The following is a 17,630-nucleotide window of genomic DNA, read 5'->3' as shown; positions in this document are numbered from 1 at the left end:
CCCCGCCGCTGGGTGTACGAGCGGGTGCGGCGCAAGGCCCGGGCCGCGCTCGCCGACCGCGAACGGCTGAGGTTCTGCCGCACCCGTGCCTTCGGCGCGGCCAAGCGCATGCTGCGCGCGATGGGCCGCGACCTGGCCCGTGCCGGGGCCATCGACTCCTGGGCTGATGTGTTCATGTTGAGGCTGGAGGAGGTGCGAGGAGCCTACGAGGGTCACATCGCCCACACCGAGCTGAAGGAGCTGGCCGCGCTGCGCCGCAGGCAACTCGCCGCCGGTGCCGCGCGGCACGCACCGTCCCGCTTCACCACCCGCGGCGCTCCCTACTGGTCGGGCAATCTGGAGCGGGCCGGCTGGACCGGCGGCCCCGCCGCCCGCAGCGGCGTCCGTGAACTGCGCGGCACCCCCTGCTGCCCCGGTGTCGCCGAAGGGCCCGCGGTGGTCACCGACAGCCCGCGCGAGATCGGCGGCGGCATCCTGGTCGCCTACCGCACCGACCCCGGCTGGGTGCCCGCGCTGGCCTCGGCCGCCGCCGTGCTCGTCGAACGCGGCAGCCCCCTGACCCATGTGGCCGTCGTGGCACGGGAGCTGGGCATTCCGACCGTGGTCCAGGTCAAGGACGTCACCACCGAGATCCGCACCGGCACCCTGCTGCGCGTGGACGGCGCCGCGGGGACGGTCACCGTACTCGCCGACCCGCCGGCCGACGACACCGCCGACGGCCCGGCCGTGCCCCCGGACAGCCGAAGGACGGAGACACATCCGTGATCCTCACCGAGGACCGACTGCAAGGCCTGCTCGACGCATCCCTCGCCGAACTGCCGCCCCTGGCAGCCGACTTCGCCGTAGTGCTCGAAGGGTCCATAGCGGAGGGGTTCGGCAACCCCTCCTCCGACATCGACTTCCTGCTCATCGGCCGGGGCGACGAAGACCTGCCGACCATGCCGTCACTGCTCTTCGTCGACGGCCGCCGGGTGGAGATCCGCACCCGCTCGGTACGCCAGCTCACCGATCAGTTCCGCACCTTGGAGAAGCAGGCCAAGCGCCCCGGCACGCTCTGCGAGGACCTGCTCAACCGCTGCCAGCGGCTGCTGCACAGCCACCCGCTGCGCGGCCACGACCTGGTCGACGAGGTCAAGGAGCTCATGCCCCGCGAGCGGCTCTCCCGCATCGCCGGCGACTGGTGGGCCCACCGGGCCCGCCAGTCCCTGCGCCACGCGGTGGCGCTGCTCCGCCTCGGCCGGACCGACGAGGCCGTCGACTGGAACCGCGCCGCACTCGTCCAGACCGTCAAGGCGTGGGCGGCCGACCGGGGCGAGACCTACCTGGAACCCAAGTGGCTGTCCCTGCAACTGGACCGCGCCGGACGGCCCGACGTGCGCGACCGGTACGGGGAACTGCATTCCACGACCCCCGCCCCCGGCGACCCGGACGCCGCCCGCGCCCACCTGCTCGCCTGCCTCGCCTTCGCCGCCGGCCTCGGCCTGACCGGCGTGGCCGCCGACCCCGAGCGCCTCACCGTCGAACGCGCCGCCGGTGTGACCACCTGGCAGACCGGCGAACGGGTCCACGTCATCCGCCGGCGCCGCGAGGTGTTCGCCCTCGGCGACCGCGCCGGAGCCGTCTGGCGCGGTCTCGTCCCCGGCCGGTCGCTGCCCCGGGCGCTCGCCGCCGCCGAGCGCACCGGCGGCACCGCCCCCGGCCCGCTGCTGGCCGCGTTCTGGCGCTACGGGCTGATCCGGCTGGCGTGGAAGGGCGGCGGCACCGTCACCGCGTCGCTGCCGCTCGCCGCGCCGCCCGGCCCCGTCACACCACCGCCCTCCACCGCACAGCCGCCGCTGTCGGTGGCCGGCGCGGCCGTCAGCGGCCCCGACGCCGTCGATCTGGTACCCCTGCCCGCCGACCGGTTCGCCGCCGCCACCATGGCCCTGGTGTGGTCCAACGTCGTCGTCGAGAACGCCCTCGAGGACCTCACCGGCGCTCTCGAGCGCGGCCAGTGGCCGGTCGCCGAACTCACCGCCCGCCGCGCCGTGCACGCCGCGCTGCGCGGCCTGTTCAGCTCCTACGGCGTCAACCCGCTGCCCGCCGACTGCGACCTCGTCCACCGGATGGACCTGCTGCCACCGGCCACCGAGCCGATCCGCACCCGTGCCGGACACCTGCTGCGCCGCACCATCGACTCGCCCGGCCGCGGCGAGGCCGCCCTCGCCGACCTGCACGCCTTCGTCACGCTGGTGCGCGACACCGCGGGCGCCGACGCCTTCCCCTCCTGCTTCGACTCCGCCGACGCCTGGCGGGCCACCCTGGAACTCGGCCACGACTGGCTGCGCATCGGGGCCTACCTGGACGCGGAACTGCCCATCGAGGAGGCCCGCGACCTCCTCGCCGGCCACGGCACCCGGCCCCACCGGAGCGGACGACACCCAGCCCCCGGGAGGAACGGCCGATGGCCGACACGATGACGGTACTGGTCACCGGCGCCGCCGGCCTGGTGGGCGCGGAGGTGACCGCCCGGCTCACCGCCGCGGGCCACACCGTACTGGCGCTGCTGCACAGCAGGACCCGCCTCGTGCGCAACAACGGCAGAGGACTCACCCCCGGCCCCGGCACCCTCGTCCCGGTCACCGGCGACATCACCCGCCCCGGCCTCGGGCTCACCGACGACGACCGGCGCCTCGCCCGGACCGCCGACCGGATCGTGCACTGCGCCGCCGTCACCGACTTCGGACTGCCCGAGGAGCGCTACGACAGCGTCAACGTCTCCGGCACCCGGCACGTCCTCGACCTCGCCCTCGCCGGCCCCACCCCGCTCGTGCACGTCAGCACCGCCTACGTCTGCGGAGAACGCGACGGCACCGCGTACGAGGACGAACTCGACGTGGGCCAACGCCCCGGCAACGGCTACGAGCGGAGCAAACTGACCGCGGAGACCCTGGTCCGCGAGGCCGCCGCGAAGGGCCTGCCGGTCACCGTGGTCCGCCCGAGCATCGTCACCGGCGCCGCCCGCACCGGCCGCGTCCGCGACTTCAGGACCATCTACCCGGTGCTCAAGGTCTTCACCAGGGGCCTGGTGCGCAGCGCCCCCGGCCACCACGACGCCGTACTCGACCTGGTCCCGGTCGACCACGTCGCCGACCTGGTGGCCGGGGCCGCCCTCCGCTTCGCCGACGCCGAGGGCCGCACCCTGCACGCCGTCGGCCACGAGCTGACCCTGCGGGACTTCTCCGACGTCCTCGCCGAGTACCCCTCCTTCCAGGTGCCGAGGTTCGTCCCCCCGTCCGCGTTCTCCGCGTCGGCCCTGCCCGGCCGTGAACGTCCGTACCACGACCGCGTCATCGCCCTCTACGGCACCTACTTCCGCCGGCGCGTCCACTTCGACGACACGCAGGCCACCGCCTTCGGCGGCCGCCGGGCACCCACGCGCGGACGGACCTACCTGCGCCGTCTCCTCGACCACTGCCTCCGGGTCGGCTACCTCGGCACGCCCCCGCCCGAGGAGCCGGCCGCCCGCCGAACCCACGGGAGCGCCCAGTGACGCACCACCCCGAACACCCCGGGCCCGAGCACGGCATCGCGGTGCCGCCCCTGCTCACCTGCCACCCCGCCAAGCAGCGCCTGTACGGCGCGGACACCTACTACCAGGAGGCCCACGAACACCTCGCCGCCCTCACCGACGACGTCCCCGGCTTCGCCCGGCACCACGCCGCGCTGCTGCTGAAGCCGGACGCCGTGGTGGCGCGCAGGCTGGAGGCGGCCGTCGAGTGGCTGAACGAACGGGACTTCCGGATCGTCGGCGCGGCGGTCACCCGCCTGACCCGCACCATGATCCGTGCCCTGTGGTACTTCCAGTGGAACCTCGCCACCCCCCACCGCAGACGGCTCGCCGCGCTCTTCCTCCAGGACGCCGACGCCCTCGTCCTCGTCGTCCGCCCCGGTCACGCCCTCGACGTCCCCGCATCGGTGGAACTCACCCGGCTCAAGGGCCCCACCGACCCGGACGCACGGGCTCCCGGCCAGCTCCGCCACCTCCTCGGCCGCTACAGCTACCTGCTCAACCTGGTGCACACTCCCGACGAACCAGCCGACGTACTAAGGGAGTTGGCCGTCCACTTCGACGACGCCGAACGCGACCGCCTCTTCCGGTCGGCCCTGGCGGGCGAGGACCGCACCGCGCACGCCCTGGAGCTGACCGACCGGCTCTACGCCGCCACCGAACCCCGCGAACTCGACTTCGAACCCGCCCTCGAACGGCTGCGCCGGTCCCTGTCGCACCGTCATGCCCCCGACACCGCCGCCGACCCGCGCCGGCTCCTGGAAGCGGCCTGGGACCAGGGAGCCGACCTGGACCCCTGGGACACCGTCGTCGTCGGCTCCAAGGTGCTCCCGATGCGGCAGCCCGGCCGCGCCCCGGTGCTGGACGGAGCCGACCCCGGGGCATGGCGCCGCCACCTGACCGCCCTCGGCGCCACGGCCCTCTGAAGGAGGAACACCCCATGCAGTTCACCAGGACACTTCCGAGGGAACTGGTCCACCGGGCCGCGATCGCCGAGGTCTTCCTGACCGACGCCAGACGCGCGAGCGAGGACGAGGTGCTGCTCGCCGCGCAGTTTCCCCGCCTGCACGCCTTCCACGACGACACCCTCGCACCCCGTACCCACCACGACCCCTTCATGCTGCTGGAGGCGTGCCGGCAGGCCATCTTCGTCGTGGCCCACCGCTGCCTCGGCGTACCGCTGGGCCACAAGTTCCTGCTGCGCGCGATCGAGTCGGAGGTGCTCGACCTGACCGCCCTGGTACCCGGGAACACCCCCACAGAGGCCGTCGTCGCCGCCCGGATCGAGGAACGGCTGCGGAGCCGGTCCGGGATGACGGGACTGCGGCTGGCCCTCGCCGTGACCATCCGCGGGCGCCCCGCGCTGTCCGCCCGCATCGACTACTCCTGGATGCGGCCGCGGGACTGGACGCGGCTGCGGTCCGCGCAGCGCGGCGCGCTCGGCCTGTCCGGCCGGCCCGTCGCGCTGCGCGGACCCCACGCCGACGCCGCTCTGGTGGGCCGCCGCGACCCCGCCAACGTGGTCATCTCCCCGCCGCGCGCCACGGGCGACGGAGGGAGCGCGGCCCGCCTGGTCGCCCGGACCACGCACCCGACGCTGTACGACCACTGGGTCGACCACGTGCCCGGCATGCTGGAACTGGAGGCGTGCCGGCAACTGGCCCTGACCGCCGCCGTGACCGCGGGCACGCTGCGCACGCCCACGGCGCTGCCGGTCGGCCTGTCCGCGCGGTTCCACCGCTTCGCCGAGACGGATCTGCCCCTGGTGTGCGGCACCGCCCCGGTGCTGCCCGGGGCGGACGTCGAGTGCGCCCTGCACCAGCTCGGCGCCCCGGTGGCCGAGGCCCGCATCGGCTTCGCCGGCCGGGACACGGCCGGCCTGGCCGGAGCCGCGGGCGCGGCACCGGGCCGCCTGCCGGGGGCGGGGGGGACGGCCCTGACGTGAGCACCGTCCTCGTGTCCCACGTGCCCGCCCGGCTGGCCCGCTTCGTACTCCGCATGTTCCCGCCCCGGACCCACGCCGCCTACGGACTGCTGTGGGTGCTGGCCCTGGAGAGCACCGCGGTGTCGCTGACCGGCACGGCCTGGCGGCCGACCGGAGCCACCTGGGTGCGGGTGCTGAGCGTCGTACTGGCCCTGCTGTTCCTGCGGATGCTGGACGAGCAGAAGGACCTCGCGTACGACCGCGTGCACCACCCGGACCGGCCGCTGGTCACCGGTGCGATCACCGCCGCCGAACTGCGCGGCGCCATGGCCGCCCTGACCGCCGTCGTCACGGGCCTGAACGCCGCCCTGTCCCCGGCCGCCGTCCTGCTGATCCTGGCGGCCCTCGGCTACGCACTGCTGCTCGCCGCCCTGGAACGCCTGTCGGCGACGGTACGCGACCGGCAGCTGCTCAACCTCGCGGTCACCTACCCGGCGCAGGTGCTGCTCGGGGTCTACGTGTACGGGTCGCTGGCCGCTGCCGGGACCGTCCCGGCCGACTGGCGCGCAGGGGTGCTGCTGGCGCTGTGCGCCTGCGTGTTCCTGCACTTCGAGTTCGCCCGCAAGACGGCCTGGGAGACACCGCCCGGTGCGCGCCTGTACTCGGCCGCCCTCGGCCCGCGGCGCAGCGCGGCGGTCACGGCGGCCCTGGCGGCGGGGGCGGTCGGCTGCGAGGCCGCCCTGTTCCTTCCGGACGGCCCGGCCGGGCTGCTGCCCTGCCTGACGGCGGCACTGCCGACCTGGGGCCTGTGGCGGTTCCTGCGAGCGCGCCGCGGCGGCTGGCCGCCGCCGGCCGCGACGGGCTTCGTCGCGGGCACCCACCTCGCCCTGGCCGTGCGCGCGGCGGTGCTGCCATGACCACCGGACAACCGCTGACCTGCGAGGAGTTGCTCACCACCACACGCACCGTACGCAACGGCCTGGATTTCGAACGGGAGGTGGACGCGGAACTCGTCAAGGACTGCCTGCGCATCGCCCTTCAGGCACCCAACGGCAACAACCGCCAGAACTGGCGCTGGCTCCTGCTGACCGACCCGGAGCTCCGCGCCGGCCTCGCCGAGGTGTACCGGGCCGCGTTCCACGACCGCAACGCCGCCGCCCTGCGGCGGCTGGACGAGCTGCCCGAGGCGACCCGCTCGGCGCTCACCGGCGCCCGGCGGCTGGCCGAGCGGCTGCACCGCGTGCCCGTCCTGGTCATCCCCTGCCTCCAACTGGCCGACGGCCGGCTGCCGCCGGGCAACCAGGCCGGCCTGTGGGCATCCCTGCTGCCCGCCGCCTGGAGCTATGCGCTGGCCGCCCGCAGCCGTGGCCTGGTCACCGCCTGGACGGCCGTCCACCTGGACCGCGAGCGGGAGGCCGCCGACCTGCTCGGCCTGCCGCCCACCGTCCGCCAGGGCGCGCTGCTGCCGACCGCGTACCCCTTGCGCACCGCCTTCCGCCCCGGGCCGCGACGGCGGCTGGAGGAGGTCCTGCACCACGACGGCTGGCAGGGCCGGAGCCGCGCGGCGCCGCCGCCGCCGGCGGCAGAGGGTGGGTGATCACCCGGGTGGGGGCGATCCTCCCTGCGCGACCAGCCCGAGCAGCGCACCGGCCCGGCCGGGGCCGCGCACGAGCGGACCCGAAGGTGCGGAGAACAGCGGGCAGCGGCCCTTCGGACGTCCTGGCACCATCGCCGCGGGCGTCAGCTCGGCGGGCCGGGGGACTCGGTGGCCAGGGGGAGGGGGGAAGGAGGCGGCCGTCGCCGCGGCTGGAGGTGGCAGGCACGTGATGGATCGGCCGGGAGCGCGCCGCACCGGCGGGCAGCCGCCGGACGACGTCCGTGAGGCGCTTGCGCGGGTGCTGGACGCCCTGCGGTCCGCCGCCTACGTGACGGACGAGCAGGGATGCATCGTCGAGGTCAACGCCCGGGCACAACAGCTGCTGGCCCGGCCCGCCGCGCAGCTGATGGGCCAGGACGCACACGACTTGCTGCACCGCAACCAGTACGGGGAACGAATGCCGAGGACCCAGTGCTCCATGCGTGAGGCCATCCATGCCGGCCGTACGGCGCAGAAAACGGGGGAGTGGCTCGAACGCGGTGACGGGACCCTGCTGCGGGTCGCATGGACGGTGGCGCCGTGCGACCTCGGCGACCGGTCTGCCGCGCTCGTACTCCTCCACTCCCACCATGCCGCCGAGAGGCCCGAGGGGGCCGGCACACGGCTTTCGGAGCTCGAGCGGCTGGCGCTGCTGGCAGAGACCACGTCGCAGCTGACCTCCACCCTGGACGTCGAGGAGGCGCTGCGCAGACTGGTCCGTCTGGTGGTCCCCCGCCTGGCGGACTGGGCCGTGATCGACCTGATCACCGAACGTGACGAGGTGCGACGCGTCACCGTCGCCCACATGGACAACGGCGTCCTGGCGTACCGGGAGGACCTCCAAGGACCGATGCCGCCGGTACCGGAGGAGTCGCCCATGCCCCTGTCCCGGGCCCTGCGAGGCGCGGCATCCGCACTGGCCAGGCCGGAGACCTACCGAGGACCGCCGGACTCGGGCCTCGCCGTCGAACAGCGCCGCCTGTTCGAGGTGACGGGGATGCACTCGGCCGTCATCGCGCCCATCCGCAGCCTGCGGGAGGTCCTCGGAGCCCTGACGCTGGGACGTTCCGCACAGCCGGAGCCGTTCACCGCGGCCGACATCGCGCTGCTGGAGGACATCACGCGCCGTGCCGGGCTGGCTCTGGACAACGCACGCCTCTACCAGCGGCAGCGCACCGTCGCCGAGACCATGCAACGGCACCTGCTGCCGCAGCTGCCGCACGGGCTGGGGCTGGAGATGACCGCCAGATACCTTTCCGCGCCGGACGCCTCCGACGTCGGCGGCGACTGGTACGACGCCTTCACCCTGGCCGACGGCGCCATGGCCCTGGCGATCGGGGACGTCGTCGGCCACGACCTGGACGCCGCGTCCGGCATGGCGCAGCTGCGCAACATGCTCCGCGCCTACGCCTGGTCGCAGCAGCGGCCGCCCAGCAAGATCGTCAGTTGGCTGGACCAGGCGTCCGTGCGCATCGCCGAAGTGTCCATGGCCACCCTCGTCTTCGCCCGGACGACGATGACCGACGACGGGCAGTGCGAACTGTCCTGGACCAACGCCGGCCATCCGCCGCCCCTGCTGATCACCCACGACGGCGTGGCCCGCTACCTCACCGACGGCCACGGCCTGCTCCTGGGCGTCGCTCCCGACCGGGCCCGCGCCGACGCGACCACGGCCCTGCCTCCCGGCTCGACCCTCCTGCTGTACACCGACGGACTGATCGAATCCCCCGGCAAGTCCATCGACGACGGGCTGCGCCGACTGAGCCGGCACGCCGCTTCCCTGGCCCACCGCCCCCTGGAGCCCTTCACCGACCAGCTGCTCGCGCGGACGCGCCCGTCCGACAACGACGACGACGTGGCCCTCCTGGCCGTGCGCATCCCCTCGGACGCGCCCCTCGCCGACGCGAAGGCGCTCCGCCCCTACGGCGCCCGGTAGACCGGTGCGGCCAGGCACACCAGGGGCCGGCGGCCGGCCGGCTACCGCGACGTCCCGGCGAGCGGGTCGTGGCCCCGGTTCATCGGTGAAGGGCGCCGGCAGCGCGACGCGCGTACGTCCCCGGAGGGCCTCCGCGCCAGGTGACGGCGGACGCGGCCGATCGCTTTGCGCATGTGGCCGTGGCCCGCGTCCGACAGGTCGCTCCTCCACTTCCGAAGGATGGAGACGGTCCCGCGGCCGGAGGCGTGACCGGTCGACTCCTTGCCGCCCTCGTACCGTCCGGCCGCCCGCTACTCCTCGGCGGCCGGCCACTTCTCGAGCGCGGACGGTGTCATGGTGACCAGTTCCCGGAACGACTCCCACGTCCGGCGCCGCTCGTCGGTCGGCACGGCGGCTACTTCTTCTTTTTCAGGGCCGACGGCTTGTGCACGGCCGAGCGGCCGGACTTGTCGCCGCGTACCTCGTACTGCGGCTCTTCGGGGGAGGCGTCCACGGTGCGGCCCGCGGCCTGTGTCCGCTCGGTGATCTTCTTCTCGACGGTCCCCGCGGTCTCACTGCCGTGGCTGCGCCACGCCACCTCGTCGCCCTCGGCCGGCTCCTTTTTCCGGGAGGTGCCCTTCGCCATGGCGGCTCTCCTTCCGGGCGCGGTACGGACGCGCGCCCCCTCCACCCTGCTGGATTCGACGGCGGCCCGCACCTTCGCCGGCCAGGTGAACCCGGTCCGGTGCGCGGGCCGTCCACCGGGAGAGGAGCCGACCGGACCGGGCCGACGTGTGCCAGGCGCCCGCGTCGGGCCGCCGCCGGGTGCGGCGCCCGGCCGCGTGGACCGGACGGACCTCTCGGGCCGAGAGGGTGGCGCAGTGTTTTCCCCGCACGGTGCGCGGTCTCCCGTCCGGCGCCCATACTGAGGTGACCGCCAGTGCCCCATGAGAGGTTCCGACCGGCTGCCGCTCGGCACGTGAGCCTCATCGCCGTCAGGCGGGCGGTGTTGTACCCGGTGACCGGTTTCCGTCCGGCTCCGCTCCGGAAGCGAGCGGTGAAGGGAAGAGCCCTGATGGCGACGACCATCGGCGTCGAAGAGGAATACCTGCTGGTCGATGCGGCCACGGGCTTGCCGGCCGCGCGGGAGGACAAGGTGCGCGCCACGGCCGGCCTGCAGCCTTTCGTCGCTGCCGGGGAGGTGCAGTCGGAGCTGCTGCAGGCGCAGGTCGAGGTGGCCACTCCGGTGTGTGCCGAGCTGGTCGAGGTCGGTGGGCACCTGCTGCGTCTGAGGCATGCTGTGGCGGGTGCGGCGGAAGCCCACGGCTGCCGGCTCGTGGCGAGCGGGACCCCGCCCACCCATCAGGGGCCGCCGGTGCCGGTCACCGACCACGCCCGCTACCGGGCGATGCAGCGGCAGGCTCCGCAGCTGGTGGCCGAGCAGATGGTCTGCGGCATGCACGTGCATGTGGCTGTGCCCGGCCGGCGCGCGGGGGTGGAGGTGCTGAACCGGATCCGCGTGTGGCTGCCGACGCTCACGGCGATGTCGGCGAACTCGCCGCTCTGGAAAGGGCACGACACCGGATTCGCCAGCTGGCGCACCGTGATCTTCAACCGGTGGCCGGTCAGTGGCATACCGCCGTACTTCGCCGACGAGGAGGACTACGACCTGCGGGTCCGGCGGCTGCTGTCCACCCGTGTGATCGCCGACACCGGCCAGCTGTACTGGCAGGCCCGGCTGTCGGAGCGCTATCCCACGGTGGAGATCCGCTGCATGGACGTGCAGCTGCGCGCCGGTGACGCCATCATGCTGGCCGGCCTGGTCCGTGCCCTGGTGGAGACCGCGATGTACGAGGCGGCCACCGGCGTCCGCGCACCGCGGTGCGCCCCGGAGCTGATCAGGGCGGCGATGTGGCAGGCCGCCCGGCACGGGCTCGGTGGCGATCTGATCGATGCTCAGGGGTGCCGGCGCCGCGCCGGTGACGTGGTGGGCGGGCTGCTGGAACACGTGGGCTCCGCGCTGGAGGCGGCCGGCGATCTGCGGGAGGTGACCGCCGTCGTGCACCGCCTGCTGCGGGAGGGTACGGGCGCGGACCTGCAGCGCCGGGCCCTGCACGCCGGCGGACTCGACGCCGTCAACGGCCTGCTGGCCTCCACCGACATCGGCGGTGCTCCGGAAGAACGGCCGGCGGTCTTCCCGCGCACCGGCGGAGCCGTTCCCCTGCGGACCTCCGAAGGCACCACGGCGTAGGCGAAATCCCGCCGTTCCGGACGGGCGACGTGCGCGGCCTTCTCCGCCCCGCCGCACACGTGCCGGCGGCCACGTCGGCGAGGCCCTCACCGACGTGGCCGGCCCCTGCTCCGCTCCCCTCTCCTGCCGGGTGGGGGAGCGCCGCACGCCCGAGCGGTCCGCGGGAGGCCGTCCACCGTCCGCCAGGACGAGGAGGCCGGCTGACGTAGAACGAGTATATATGTCCCTTATCATGCGTTTCGCGCAGAGTTTCCGTGAGCGGGATGGAGTGGGGGACGTGGCGTTCGCGGATCCTGGGACGGCCCGCGCGGCCCCGTTGCTGGCGGTGTGCGCCGGGTACTTCATGGTGATCCTGGACGTGACGATCATCAACGTCGCCGTACCGGTGGTGGGCCGGGAACTGTCGGCCTCGCTCACCGGCATCCAGTGGATCACGGACGGCTACACGCTGGTCTTCGCCGGGTTCCTGATGACCGGCGGCGCGCTGGGCGACCGGCTGGGCAACCGGCGGGTCTTCAGCTGGGGCGTGACGGTGTTCACCGTCTCCTCGGCCGCGTGCGCGTTCGCGCCGAGCGCCCCCTTCCTCGTGGTGGCCCGGCTGGTGGAGGGGCTCGGCGCGGCGCTGATCGTGCCCGGCTCCCTGGCCCTGCTCCAGCAGGCCTACCCGGCGCCGGCCGCGCGCTCGCGGGCCTTCGGGCTGTGGGGTTCGATGGCGGGCATCGCCGCCTCCGCCGGGCCGCTGCTGGGCGGGCTGCTGGTCTCCACGGTGGGCTGGCGGTGGGTCTTCCTCCTCAACCTGCCCGTGGGCGTGGCGTGCCTGCTGCTGACACTGCGGCACGTGACACGCTCACCCCGGCAGGCCGCCCGTGCCCTGGACTGGCCGGCCCAGTGCGCGGTCGTGGCGGCGGTGGCCCTGCTGACCGCCGCGCTCAACGAAGCCGGACGGCGCGGCTGGTCGGACCCCGCCGTCGTGGCGGGGCTGGGCCTGGCCGCGGCGGCCGTCGTGGCGTTCACGGCGCGCGAGAAGCTGGCCCGGTCCCCCGCCCTTCCCCCGAGCATGCTGCGCTCGCCCACGATGAGCGGCCCCGCCGCCGTCGGCCTGCTGTTCAACTTCGGCTTCTACGGCATGGTGTTCATCGCCAGCCTGGACTTCCAGCGCCGGCGCGGCCTCAGCGCCCTCGAGACCGGGGCGGCACTGTTCCCGGCGGTCGCGATGACCATGTTCGCCTCCGTCCTGTCCGGCCGGCTGACCCGCCGCACCGGTGACCGTCCGCTGGTGGTCTCCGGCATGCTCCTGGCCGCCCTGGGCCTGGCGGGCTGGGCCGCGGCGGGAGCCGACGCCCCCTACCCGCTGCTGGTGGCCCCGATGATGGCCGCGGGGTTCGGCACCTCCTTCGCCCTCACCGGCTCGACCACCACCGTGATGGCCGCTTCACCCCCGGCGTACCGGGGAACCGCCTCCGCCCTGTTCAACACCACCCGCCAGATCGGCAGCGCCACCGGCGTGGCACTCGGAGGCAGCCTGCTCGCCGCGAGCGACGACTACACCACCGGCCTGCGCACCGGCATGACCATCGGCGCCCTCGCCTACCTGACCGCCGCGGGGATCGCGTGGCGGTGCGTGCCGGCGAAACACCCCTCTGGTCAACCGCCGGGCTGAACAGCAGGATGGGGACGACTCGGCGACGACCCGACGGGAGCGACCATCCGCATGGAGCGCGCACACGAGCACCGACAGGCCCGCCTCACCGGGGCGTTGGCCGCCGCGGGCGTCCCGTGGAACGAGGTGGCCGACTGCCGGGAGCTCGGCGGCGGCACCTTCAACACGGTCTTCCGTGTGAGGCGGGCCGACGGTACGGGGCTCGTGGTCAAACTCGCGCCCGACCCCTCCGTCCCCGTCCTGCGCCATGAGCGGGGCATCCTCGACACCGAGGCGTGGTTCTACCGGACGGCGCGCGCGGCGACGCGGGTCCCGGTTCCCGAGCCGCTCTCCCCGGGCCCGCGGGACGGTGCGGCCCCGGCCGACCACCTCGTCATGTCGGAGTGCCCCGGCACGTCCTGGTCCGAGCTGCCGGGCACGATGGACGCCGGGGCGCGCGCCCGTCTGCGCGCAGCGCTCGGCGGGCATGCGGCCGCTCTGCACACCATCACCGGCAACGAGGGATTCGGTTACCCCGCAAGGCCGTTGGGGCCCCTGCGGGCGAGCTGGCGTGAGGCGTTCCTGGACATGGTCGACGCGGTCCTGGACGACGCCGGGCGATTCGGCGTCCCCCTGCCCCGGCCGGCGGAGGACATCCGGGCGCTGTTCGCCGCGCGGAGCCCGGTGCTCGACGAGGTGACGGTGCCCAGGCTCGTCCACTTCGACCTCTGGGACGGGAACATCCTCGTCGACCGGGGACCGGACGGCCCGCGGATCGGAGCGTTGATCGACGCCGAACGGGCCTTCTGGGGCGACCCCCTGGCGGAGTTCGTCTCCCTGGCCCTCTTCGACGACATCGAACGGGACGAGGCCTTCCTGAACGGCTATCGCGCGGCAGGCGGTCCGGCGGCCTTCGACGCGTCCGCCCGCACACGGCTGGCCCTCTACCGGGCCCACCTCCACCTGATCATGTGGGTGGAGGCCGTGCCCCGGCGGTTCGACGCCCAGCGGCGCGCCTGGCTCGAGCGGGAGGTCGTGAAACCGCTCGCCGCGGCATTCGACGACTGGTCCCGCCGAGGGCGGGCGCGGACCGCGTGACCGCAGTGCCGAACCCGCACGTGTGCGGTGGGAGCGGGGCGGGACCCCTTCACGCGCAGCGGGTGCGCGCCAGCGGGCCGCGGCCCTCCGGTGTCTCGACGAAAGCCTCCACGTAGACGCACCCTTCGACCGTGGACAGCTGTTGCCCGTAACTGTCCACGCTCTCCCCGGCGAAAGAACTCGTCACGACGACGTGGTCCGCGGGGCGGCGGACGCTGATGTGGACCCGGCGCTGGGCGTTGTGCGGCCCCTTGACCAGTCCCCAGCTGGTGCGGCAGCCCGGTTGGTGGCGCAGCAGGAGCCGGCCGAAGTCCATGCCGCCCGGCAGACGTACCGGAACCTCGTCGAACGTGATGACGCGGGCCACGACGTCGGGTGAACCGCAGCCGGTCTGGATCGGGTCGGTGGCGTCCGCGGGGCGGCCGGGAGCGGACCGCGCCTCCGGCAGACTGCGCCACAGGGCGGATTCCGCCGTGCCGTGCCGAGCGGATGGGTGCCGCTCGGCCGTGTCGTCCCGGTGACTGACCGCGAGGCCGGTGGTCGCGGCGGCGAGCAGCGCCGAGAGGACCGCGGTCGCCACCAGGGTCGCCCGGCGGCGCCTCGGGTGCTCGGCGGGAGGGATGGGGGCGGCGGCTGCCGCGGGGGAGCGGTCCGGGTCGTCACCGGCCCTGTTCCCGTCCCGGGACGCCGCTTCCCACAACGAGCGCCAGTGCAGCGGGTCCTGCCCCAGTGCCTTGACGAAGGAGGCGGTGACGTCCCACGTGGGGGCCTTCCGTCCGCTTTCCGCCGCGGAGAGGGCGGCAGCGGAGTAGCCGGCCCGCTGAGCCAGTTCCCGGAGCGTGACTCCCGCGGTGTCACGCGCCTCTCGTAGCCGGTGGGCGAGTTCGGCCCGGGGCCCGTCGGAAGCGACCTCCCCTTTCCTCTTTCCGGCCACAGGTTCTCCTCGGATCCCGTCCAGTGGTGTTCAGCATTGTTCACGGCACGGGCCGTCCACTGCAGAGCGGATCGCGCCACTGTTGCCGACGGGACCACTGTGTTCAGGGGTGTTCGCACGCCGCTTTTGTCCGTCGAGACGCGCGCCCGCCCCCGCTATACCGATGGCGTTCCTTCCCACGGACACCCCTGGAGGCAGAGTGAAGCGTTCCTCACCCACCGTCCGGTCGTCCCGCCCCCTGGCACGCGCCGCCGCACGCGTCGTGCCGGCCGTGCTGCTGACCGTGGCCGCCGTCGGCCTCGCGTCCCCGGCCCGGGCCGCCACCTACCAGGTGACCGGCGCGGACAGCCAGGGCCTGGCCGTGCAGAGCGAGCCGCACGTCAACCATGTGCTGCGCTACGTCCCCAACGGCACGTCACTGAACGTGTCGTGCCAGATCAACAACGGGGATCAGGTGGACGGCAAGGTCTACAACGGCAGGCCGTTCACCACCTGGGACCAACTGGCCGACGGCACCTGGGTCTACGACTGGTACATGAACACCCCGACGGTCGGTGCCGACGGCTACAGCCCGGGCATACCGCACTGCGGCGGCGGCAGCCTGCCCCCGCTCGCGGCCGGCTGCGTGGACTGGCCGTCGGCCAAGTACCTGCAGACCCCGCTCACCTCCGCGGCCAACAACCGCGCCGGCTACGCCTGGCAGAACGGCAGCCACTACGGCGAGGGCTACCACGTCAGCTGCAACGGCCCCACCCGCATGAACCAGTACTACGCGATCGACCTGGGAATGAACCAGGGCGATCCCGCGCTGTCGCCCGGCGGCGCCGGGACGGTCCTGTACGCCGGCTGGGCGCCGAGCGGCTGGGAGACGTGCGGCCAGTACGTGGTGGTCGACCACGGCGGCGGCTGGTGGAGCGTGGTCTGCCACCTCAGCGCCGTCCATGTGAGCAAGGGACAGAGGATCACGAACGACACGGTGATCGGCGCGGTGGGCGGCACCGGCGGCTTCGCGCCGCACCTGCACTTCTCCCTGGTGTACAACGCGTCCCTGACCGCGGCCGGCGGCGTGTACGGCGGCCAGAGCGCGCGCCCCCGCCACCTGCTGCACCTCGGCGGCGGGCAGGGGTACTACGACACCATCACCAAGGGACAGCAGGTCTGGTACTGACCCGCCGGCCGCTGCCCCGCCGACCGGGGCCGCGGAACCCACGGCGTTCGGTGGCCCGGGCCGAGCCCGGGCCACCGCGCGGCCGGTCCTCGCCCGCGCGGACGTCAGCGCCGCCCCAGCAGGAAGTCGAACACCGCCCGGCGGCCCTTGTCGTCGGCCGCCCTGCTCTGCACCGAGTGCGCGGCGCCCGGCACCACCACGACCCGGGCCCGCGGTGTCAGTCTCTTCTGGTCGTACAGCCATTCCAGCGGGGTCGACAGGTCCCGGTCCCCGCCGAGCAGCAGTACCGGTACGCCCGGAAGCCTGCGGTGCCGCGGCGGCAGCGGCGGCACGGGCGTGCGCGGCCAGTGCAGACAGCTGAGCATCGAGCCGAGGCCGGTCGCCGTGGCGGCGTCGAAGGGGCCGTAGTCGGCCGGTGTCAGCTCCGCCCCCGCCTTCTCCAGCGCCTCCTCGCGTCCGGCCACCGGCGTGTCGGCCCTGCCCCACGGGTAGCGTCCGTCCAGGCACAGCGTGGAGGCGTGCAGTCCCTGGCTGAGCTCCTCCGCGCTCGCCGCGCCGCCCTCCCGCACACCCGCGATCAGGCCTTGCAGCGGTCCGGGGTCGCCGTTGGCCGCCTTGTGCAGGGCGTCGATCATCTCGGCGTAGTCCGGGTCCACGAACTCCCAGGTGGTCAGTGCGTCGATCACGTCGACGCCGTTGCCGTACCGGCCGACCACCGCCGCCAGATCCGCCGCCGGGTCCGTGGTGCAGCCGGTCGCCCTGCAGGCCGCCGTCAGCACGTGCGGCGCCGCGCGCAGGGCGGCGCGGTCCATCGGGTCGTAACCGGTCTGCGGCACCACCGAGTCCAGCACCAGCCGCGCCACGTGCTGCGGGTGGGCCAGGGCGTACCGCTCGGCGGTGTAGCTGCCGTACGACACCCCGTCGAGGGTCAGTTTCCGTACGCCCAGCGCCCGGCGCAGCGACTCCAGGTCGGCGACCGTGTCGTCGGTGCTGTAGAAGCGTCGGTCGGGACCGATGGCCGCGGCGCAGTCCGTGACCGCCCGGGCGGTGGGCGGTGTCAGGTCGGACGACCCCATCTCCTGCTGCAGCCGCGGGCACTGGAGCGCGTTGGCGCCGGTGCCGCGCTGGTCGAACATGACGAGGCGGTAGTCCTTCAGCACCGGCGCCAGCACCTTGCTCAGCCGTTCGACGAACGGCACGCCCGGCTGGCCGGGCCCGCCCGTGAGGAAGACCAGTACGCCCTTGGGGGCCTTCACGTTGTCCGCCGTCGCGACCTTCAGGCCCAGCCGGCCCGGCACACCGCCGCGGTGGTCGAGCGGGACGGTCAGCGTGGCGCAGGTGAAGCCCTTCAGTCCGGGGCAGGCCGCGGCGCCGGAGAGTCCCCCGCTCTCCCCGGCCCGCGCCGCGGCCGCCCGGTCCGGCGCCGCGGACGTACACGTCCCCGACACCGTCAGCAGGCCGGCGACGGCCAGCGCGACCGTCGCCGGCGCCACGGGTCTCCAACTCCCCAGCGTC

15 protein-coding genes and 1 pseudogene are annotated in these 17,630 nt (G+C 74.2%); 12 read left to right on the top strand and 4 right to left on the bottom strand.

Going from position 1 to position 17,630, the window contains the following annotated elements; genetic code table 11:
- The 8 genes from RH94_RS43395 to RH94_RS14775 form a co-directional block, all read left to right on the top strand.
- The coding region (locus RH94_RS43395; protein WP_267893368.1) for a PEP-utilizing enzyme at positions 1 to 765 on the top strand (765 nt) is incomplete at its 5' end.
- Positions 762 to 2,459: a nucleotidyltransferase domain-containing protein gene (locus RH94_RS14805; RefSeq protein ID WP_073948063.1), complete on the top strand. Its 1,698-nt coding sequence runs from the start codon at positions 762 to 764 to the stop codon at positions 2,457 to 2,459. The genes RH94_RS43395 and RH94_RS14805, both read left to right, overlap by 4 nt.
- Positions 2,444 to 3,532 carry an SDR family oxidoreductase gene (locus RH94_RS14800; RefSeq protein WP_073948062.1) on the top strand — a complete coding sequence of 363 codons (1,089 nt, stop codon included), beginning with the start codon at positions 2,444 to 2,446 and terminating at the stop codon, positions 3,530 to 3,532. The genes RH94_RS14805 and RH94_RS14800 overlap by 16 nt, the downstream gene beginning before the upstream one ends.
- The gene (locus tag RH94_RS14795) at positions 3,529 to 4,476 is read left to right on the top strand and encodes a nucleoside-diphosphate kinase (RefSeq protein ID WP_234425778.1); all 948 of its coding nucleotides are present in this window, start codon (positions 3,529 to 3,531) and stop codon (positions 4,474 to 4,476) included. Before RH94_RS14800 ends, RH94_RS14795 begins: the two co-directional genes overlap by 4 nt.
- Positions 4,477 to 4,490: 14 nt before the next feature.
- Positions 4,491 to 5,495 (top strand): ScbA/BarX family gamma-butyrolactone biosynthesis protein, encoded by a 1,005-nt coding sequence (locus tag RH94_RS14790; protein ID WP_073948061.1) that lies wholly within the window; start codon positions 4,491 to 4,493, stop codon positions 5,493 to 5,495.
- Positions 5,492 to 6,391, top strand: coding sequence for a UbiA prenyltransferase family protein (locus RH94_RS14785; RefSeq protein ID WP_073948060.1), 900 nt, complete (start codon positions 5,492 to 5,494; stop codon positions 6,389 to 6,391). The genes RH94_RS14790 and RH94_RS14785 overlap by 4 nt, the downstream gene beginning before the upstream one ends.
- The gene (locus RH94_RS14780) at positions 6,388 to 7,071 is read left to right on the top strand and encodes a nitroreductase family protein (protein WP_073948059.1); all 684 of its coding nucleotides are present in this window, start codon (positions 6,388 to 6,390) and stop codon (positions 7,069 to 7,071) included. The genes RH94_RS14785 and RH94_RS14780 overlap by 4 nt, the downstream gene beginning before the upstream one ends.
- Positions 7,072 to 7,300: 229 nt before the next feature.
- Entirely contained in the window at positions 7,301 to 9,046 is a 1,746-nt protein-coding gene (locus tag RH94_RS14775; protein ID WP_073948088.1) for a SpoIIE family protein phosphatase, read from the top strand.
- Between the two features lie 41 nt (positions 9,047 to 9,087).
- Here the strand turns inward: RH94_RS14775 and RH94_RS14770 are convergent.
- Both RH94_RS14770 and RH94_RS14765 read right to left on the bottom strand, forming a co-directional pair.
- A pseudogene (locus RH94_RS14770) lies at positions 9,088 to 9,381 on the bottom strand (DUF3140 domain-containing protein).
- A 59-nt stretch (positions 9,382 to 9,440) separates the two neighbouring features.
- Entirely contained in the window at positions 9,441 to 9,671 is a 231-nt protein-coding gene (locus RH94_RS14765; RefSeq protein ID WP_073948058.1) for a hypervirulence associated TUDOR domain-containing protein, read from the bottom strand.
- A gap of 429 nt (positions 9,672 to 10,100) precedes the next feature.
- Here RH94_RS14765 and RH94_RS14760 point away from each other — a divergent pair, with 429 nt between their 5' ends.
- The 3 genes from RH94_RS14760 to RH94_RS14750 all read left to right on the top strand — a co-directional run bounded on the left by RH94_RS14760 (position 10,101) and on the right by RH94_RS14750 (position 14,013).
- Positions 10,101 to 11,276: a carboxylate-amine ligase gene (locus tag RH94_RS14760; RefSeq protein ID WP_079189035.1), complete on the top strand. Its 1,176-nt coding sequence runs from the start codon at positions 10,101 to 10,103 to the stop codon at positions 11,274 to 11,276.
- 268 nt (positions 11,277 to 11,544) lie between these two features.
- Complete coding sequence (locus tag RH94_RS14755; protein WP_073948056.1) at positions 11,545 to 12,936, top strand: MFS transporter; 1,392 nt, start codon at positions 11,545 to 11,547, stop codon at positions 12,934 to 12,936.
- A gap of 51 nt (positions 12,937 to 12,987) precedes the next feature.
- Positions 12,988 to 14,013, top strand: a complete 1,026-nt coding sequence (locus RH94_RS14750) for a phosphotransferase family protein (RefSeq protein WP_073948055.1) — start codon at positions 12,988 to 12,990, stop codon at positions 14,011 to 14,013.
- 49 nt (positions 14,014 to 14,062) lie between these two features.
- Here the strand turns inward: RH94_RS14750 and RH94_RS40740 are convergent, their stop codons facing one another.
- A complete protein-coding gene (locus tag RH94_RS40740; protein WP_073948054.1) occupies positions 14,063 to 14,947 on the bottom strand; it encodes a helix-turn-helix domain-containing protein in 885 nt (294 codons plus the stop codon).
- Between the two features lie 199 nt (positions 14,948 to 15,146).
- On the opposite strand from RH94_RS40740, the gene RH94_RS14740 reads away from it, so the two are divergent.
- Entirely contained in the window at positions 15,147 to 16,115 is a 969-nt protein-coding gene (locus tag RH94_RS14740) for a M23 family metallopeptidase (RefSeq protein ID WP_073948053.1), read from the top strand.
- Positions 16,116 to 16,219: 104 nt separating this feature from the next.
- On the opposite strand, the gene RH94_RS14735 is transcribed toward RH94_RS14740, so the two are convergent.
- Positions 16,220 to 17,630 (bottom strand): alpha/beta fold hydrolase (locus RH94_RS14735; RefSeq protein ID WP_234425777.1); only part of this gene is annotated, 1,411 nt, incomplete at its 5' end.

The organism is Streptomyces kebangsaanensis, from assembly GCF_001906585.1.
In the GTDB taxonomy this organism is placed as follows: Bacteria; Actinomycetota; Actinomycetes; order Streptomycetales; family Streptomycetaceae; genus Streptomyces; species Streptomyces kebangsaanensis.
The sequence above is the reverse complement of the archived record's forward strand: the minus strand, read 5'-3'. Positions and strand labels throughout refer to the sequence as shown.

Bases quoted from the DNA above. Each gene is read 5' to 3' on its own strand.
- RH94_RS14800 (WP_073948062.1), top strand. From the start codon at position 2,444: ATGGCCGACACGATGACGGTACTGGTCACCGGCGCCGCCGGCCTGGTG.
- RH94_RS14790 (WP_073948061.1), top strand. From the start codon at position 4,491: ATGCAGTTCACCAGGACACTTCCGAGGGAACTGGTCCACCGGGCCGCG.
- RH94_RS14780 (WP_073948059.1), top strand. From the start codon at position 6,388: ATGACCACCGGACAACCGCTGACCTGCGAGGAGTTGCTCACCACCACA.
- RH94_RS14775 (WP_073948088.1), top strand. From the start codon at position 7,301: ATGGATCGGCCGGGAGCGCGCCGCACCGGCGGGCAGCCGCCGGACGAC.
- RH94_RS14765 (WP_073948058.1), bottom strand. From the start codon at position 9,671: ATGGCGAAGGGCACCTCCCGGAAAAAGGAGCCGGCCGAGGGCGACGAG.
- RH94_RS14760 (WP_079189035.1), top strand. From the start codon at position 10,101: ATGGCGACGACCATCGGCGTCGAAGAGGAATACCTGCTGGTCGATGCG.
- RH94_RS14750 (WP_073948055.1), top strand. From the start codon at position 12,988: ATGGAGCGCGCACACGAGCACCGACAGGCCCGCCTCACCGGGGCGTTG.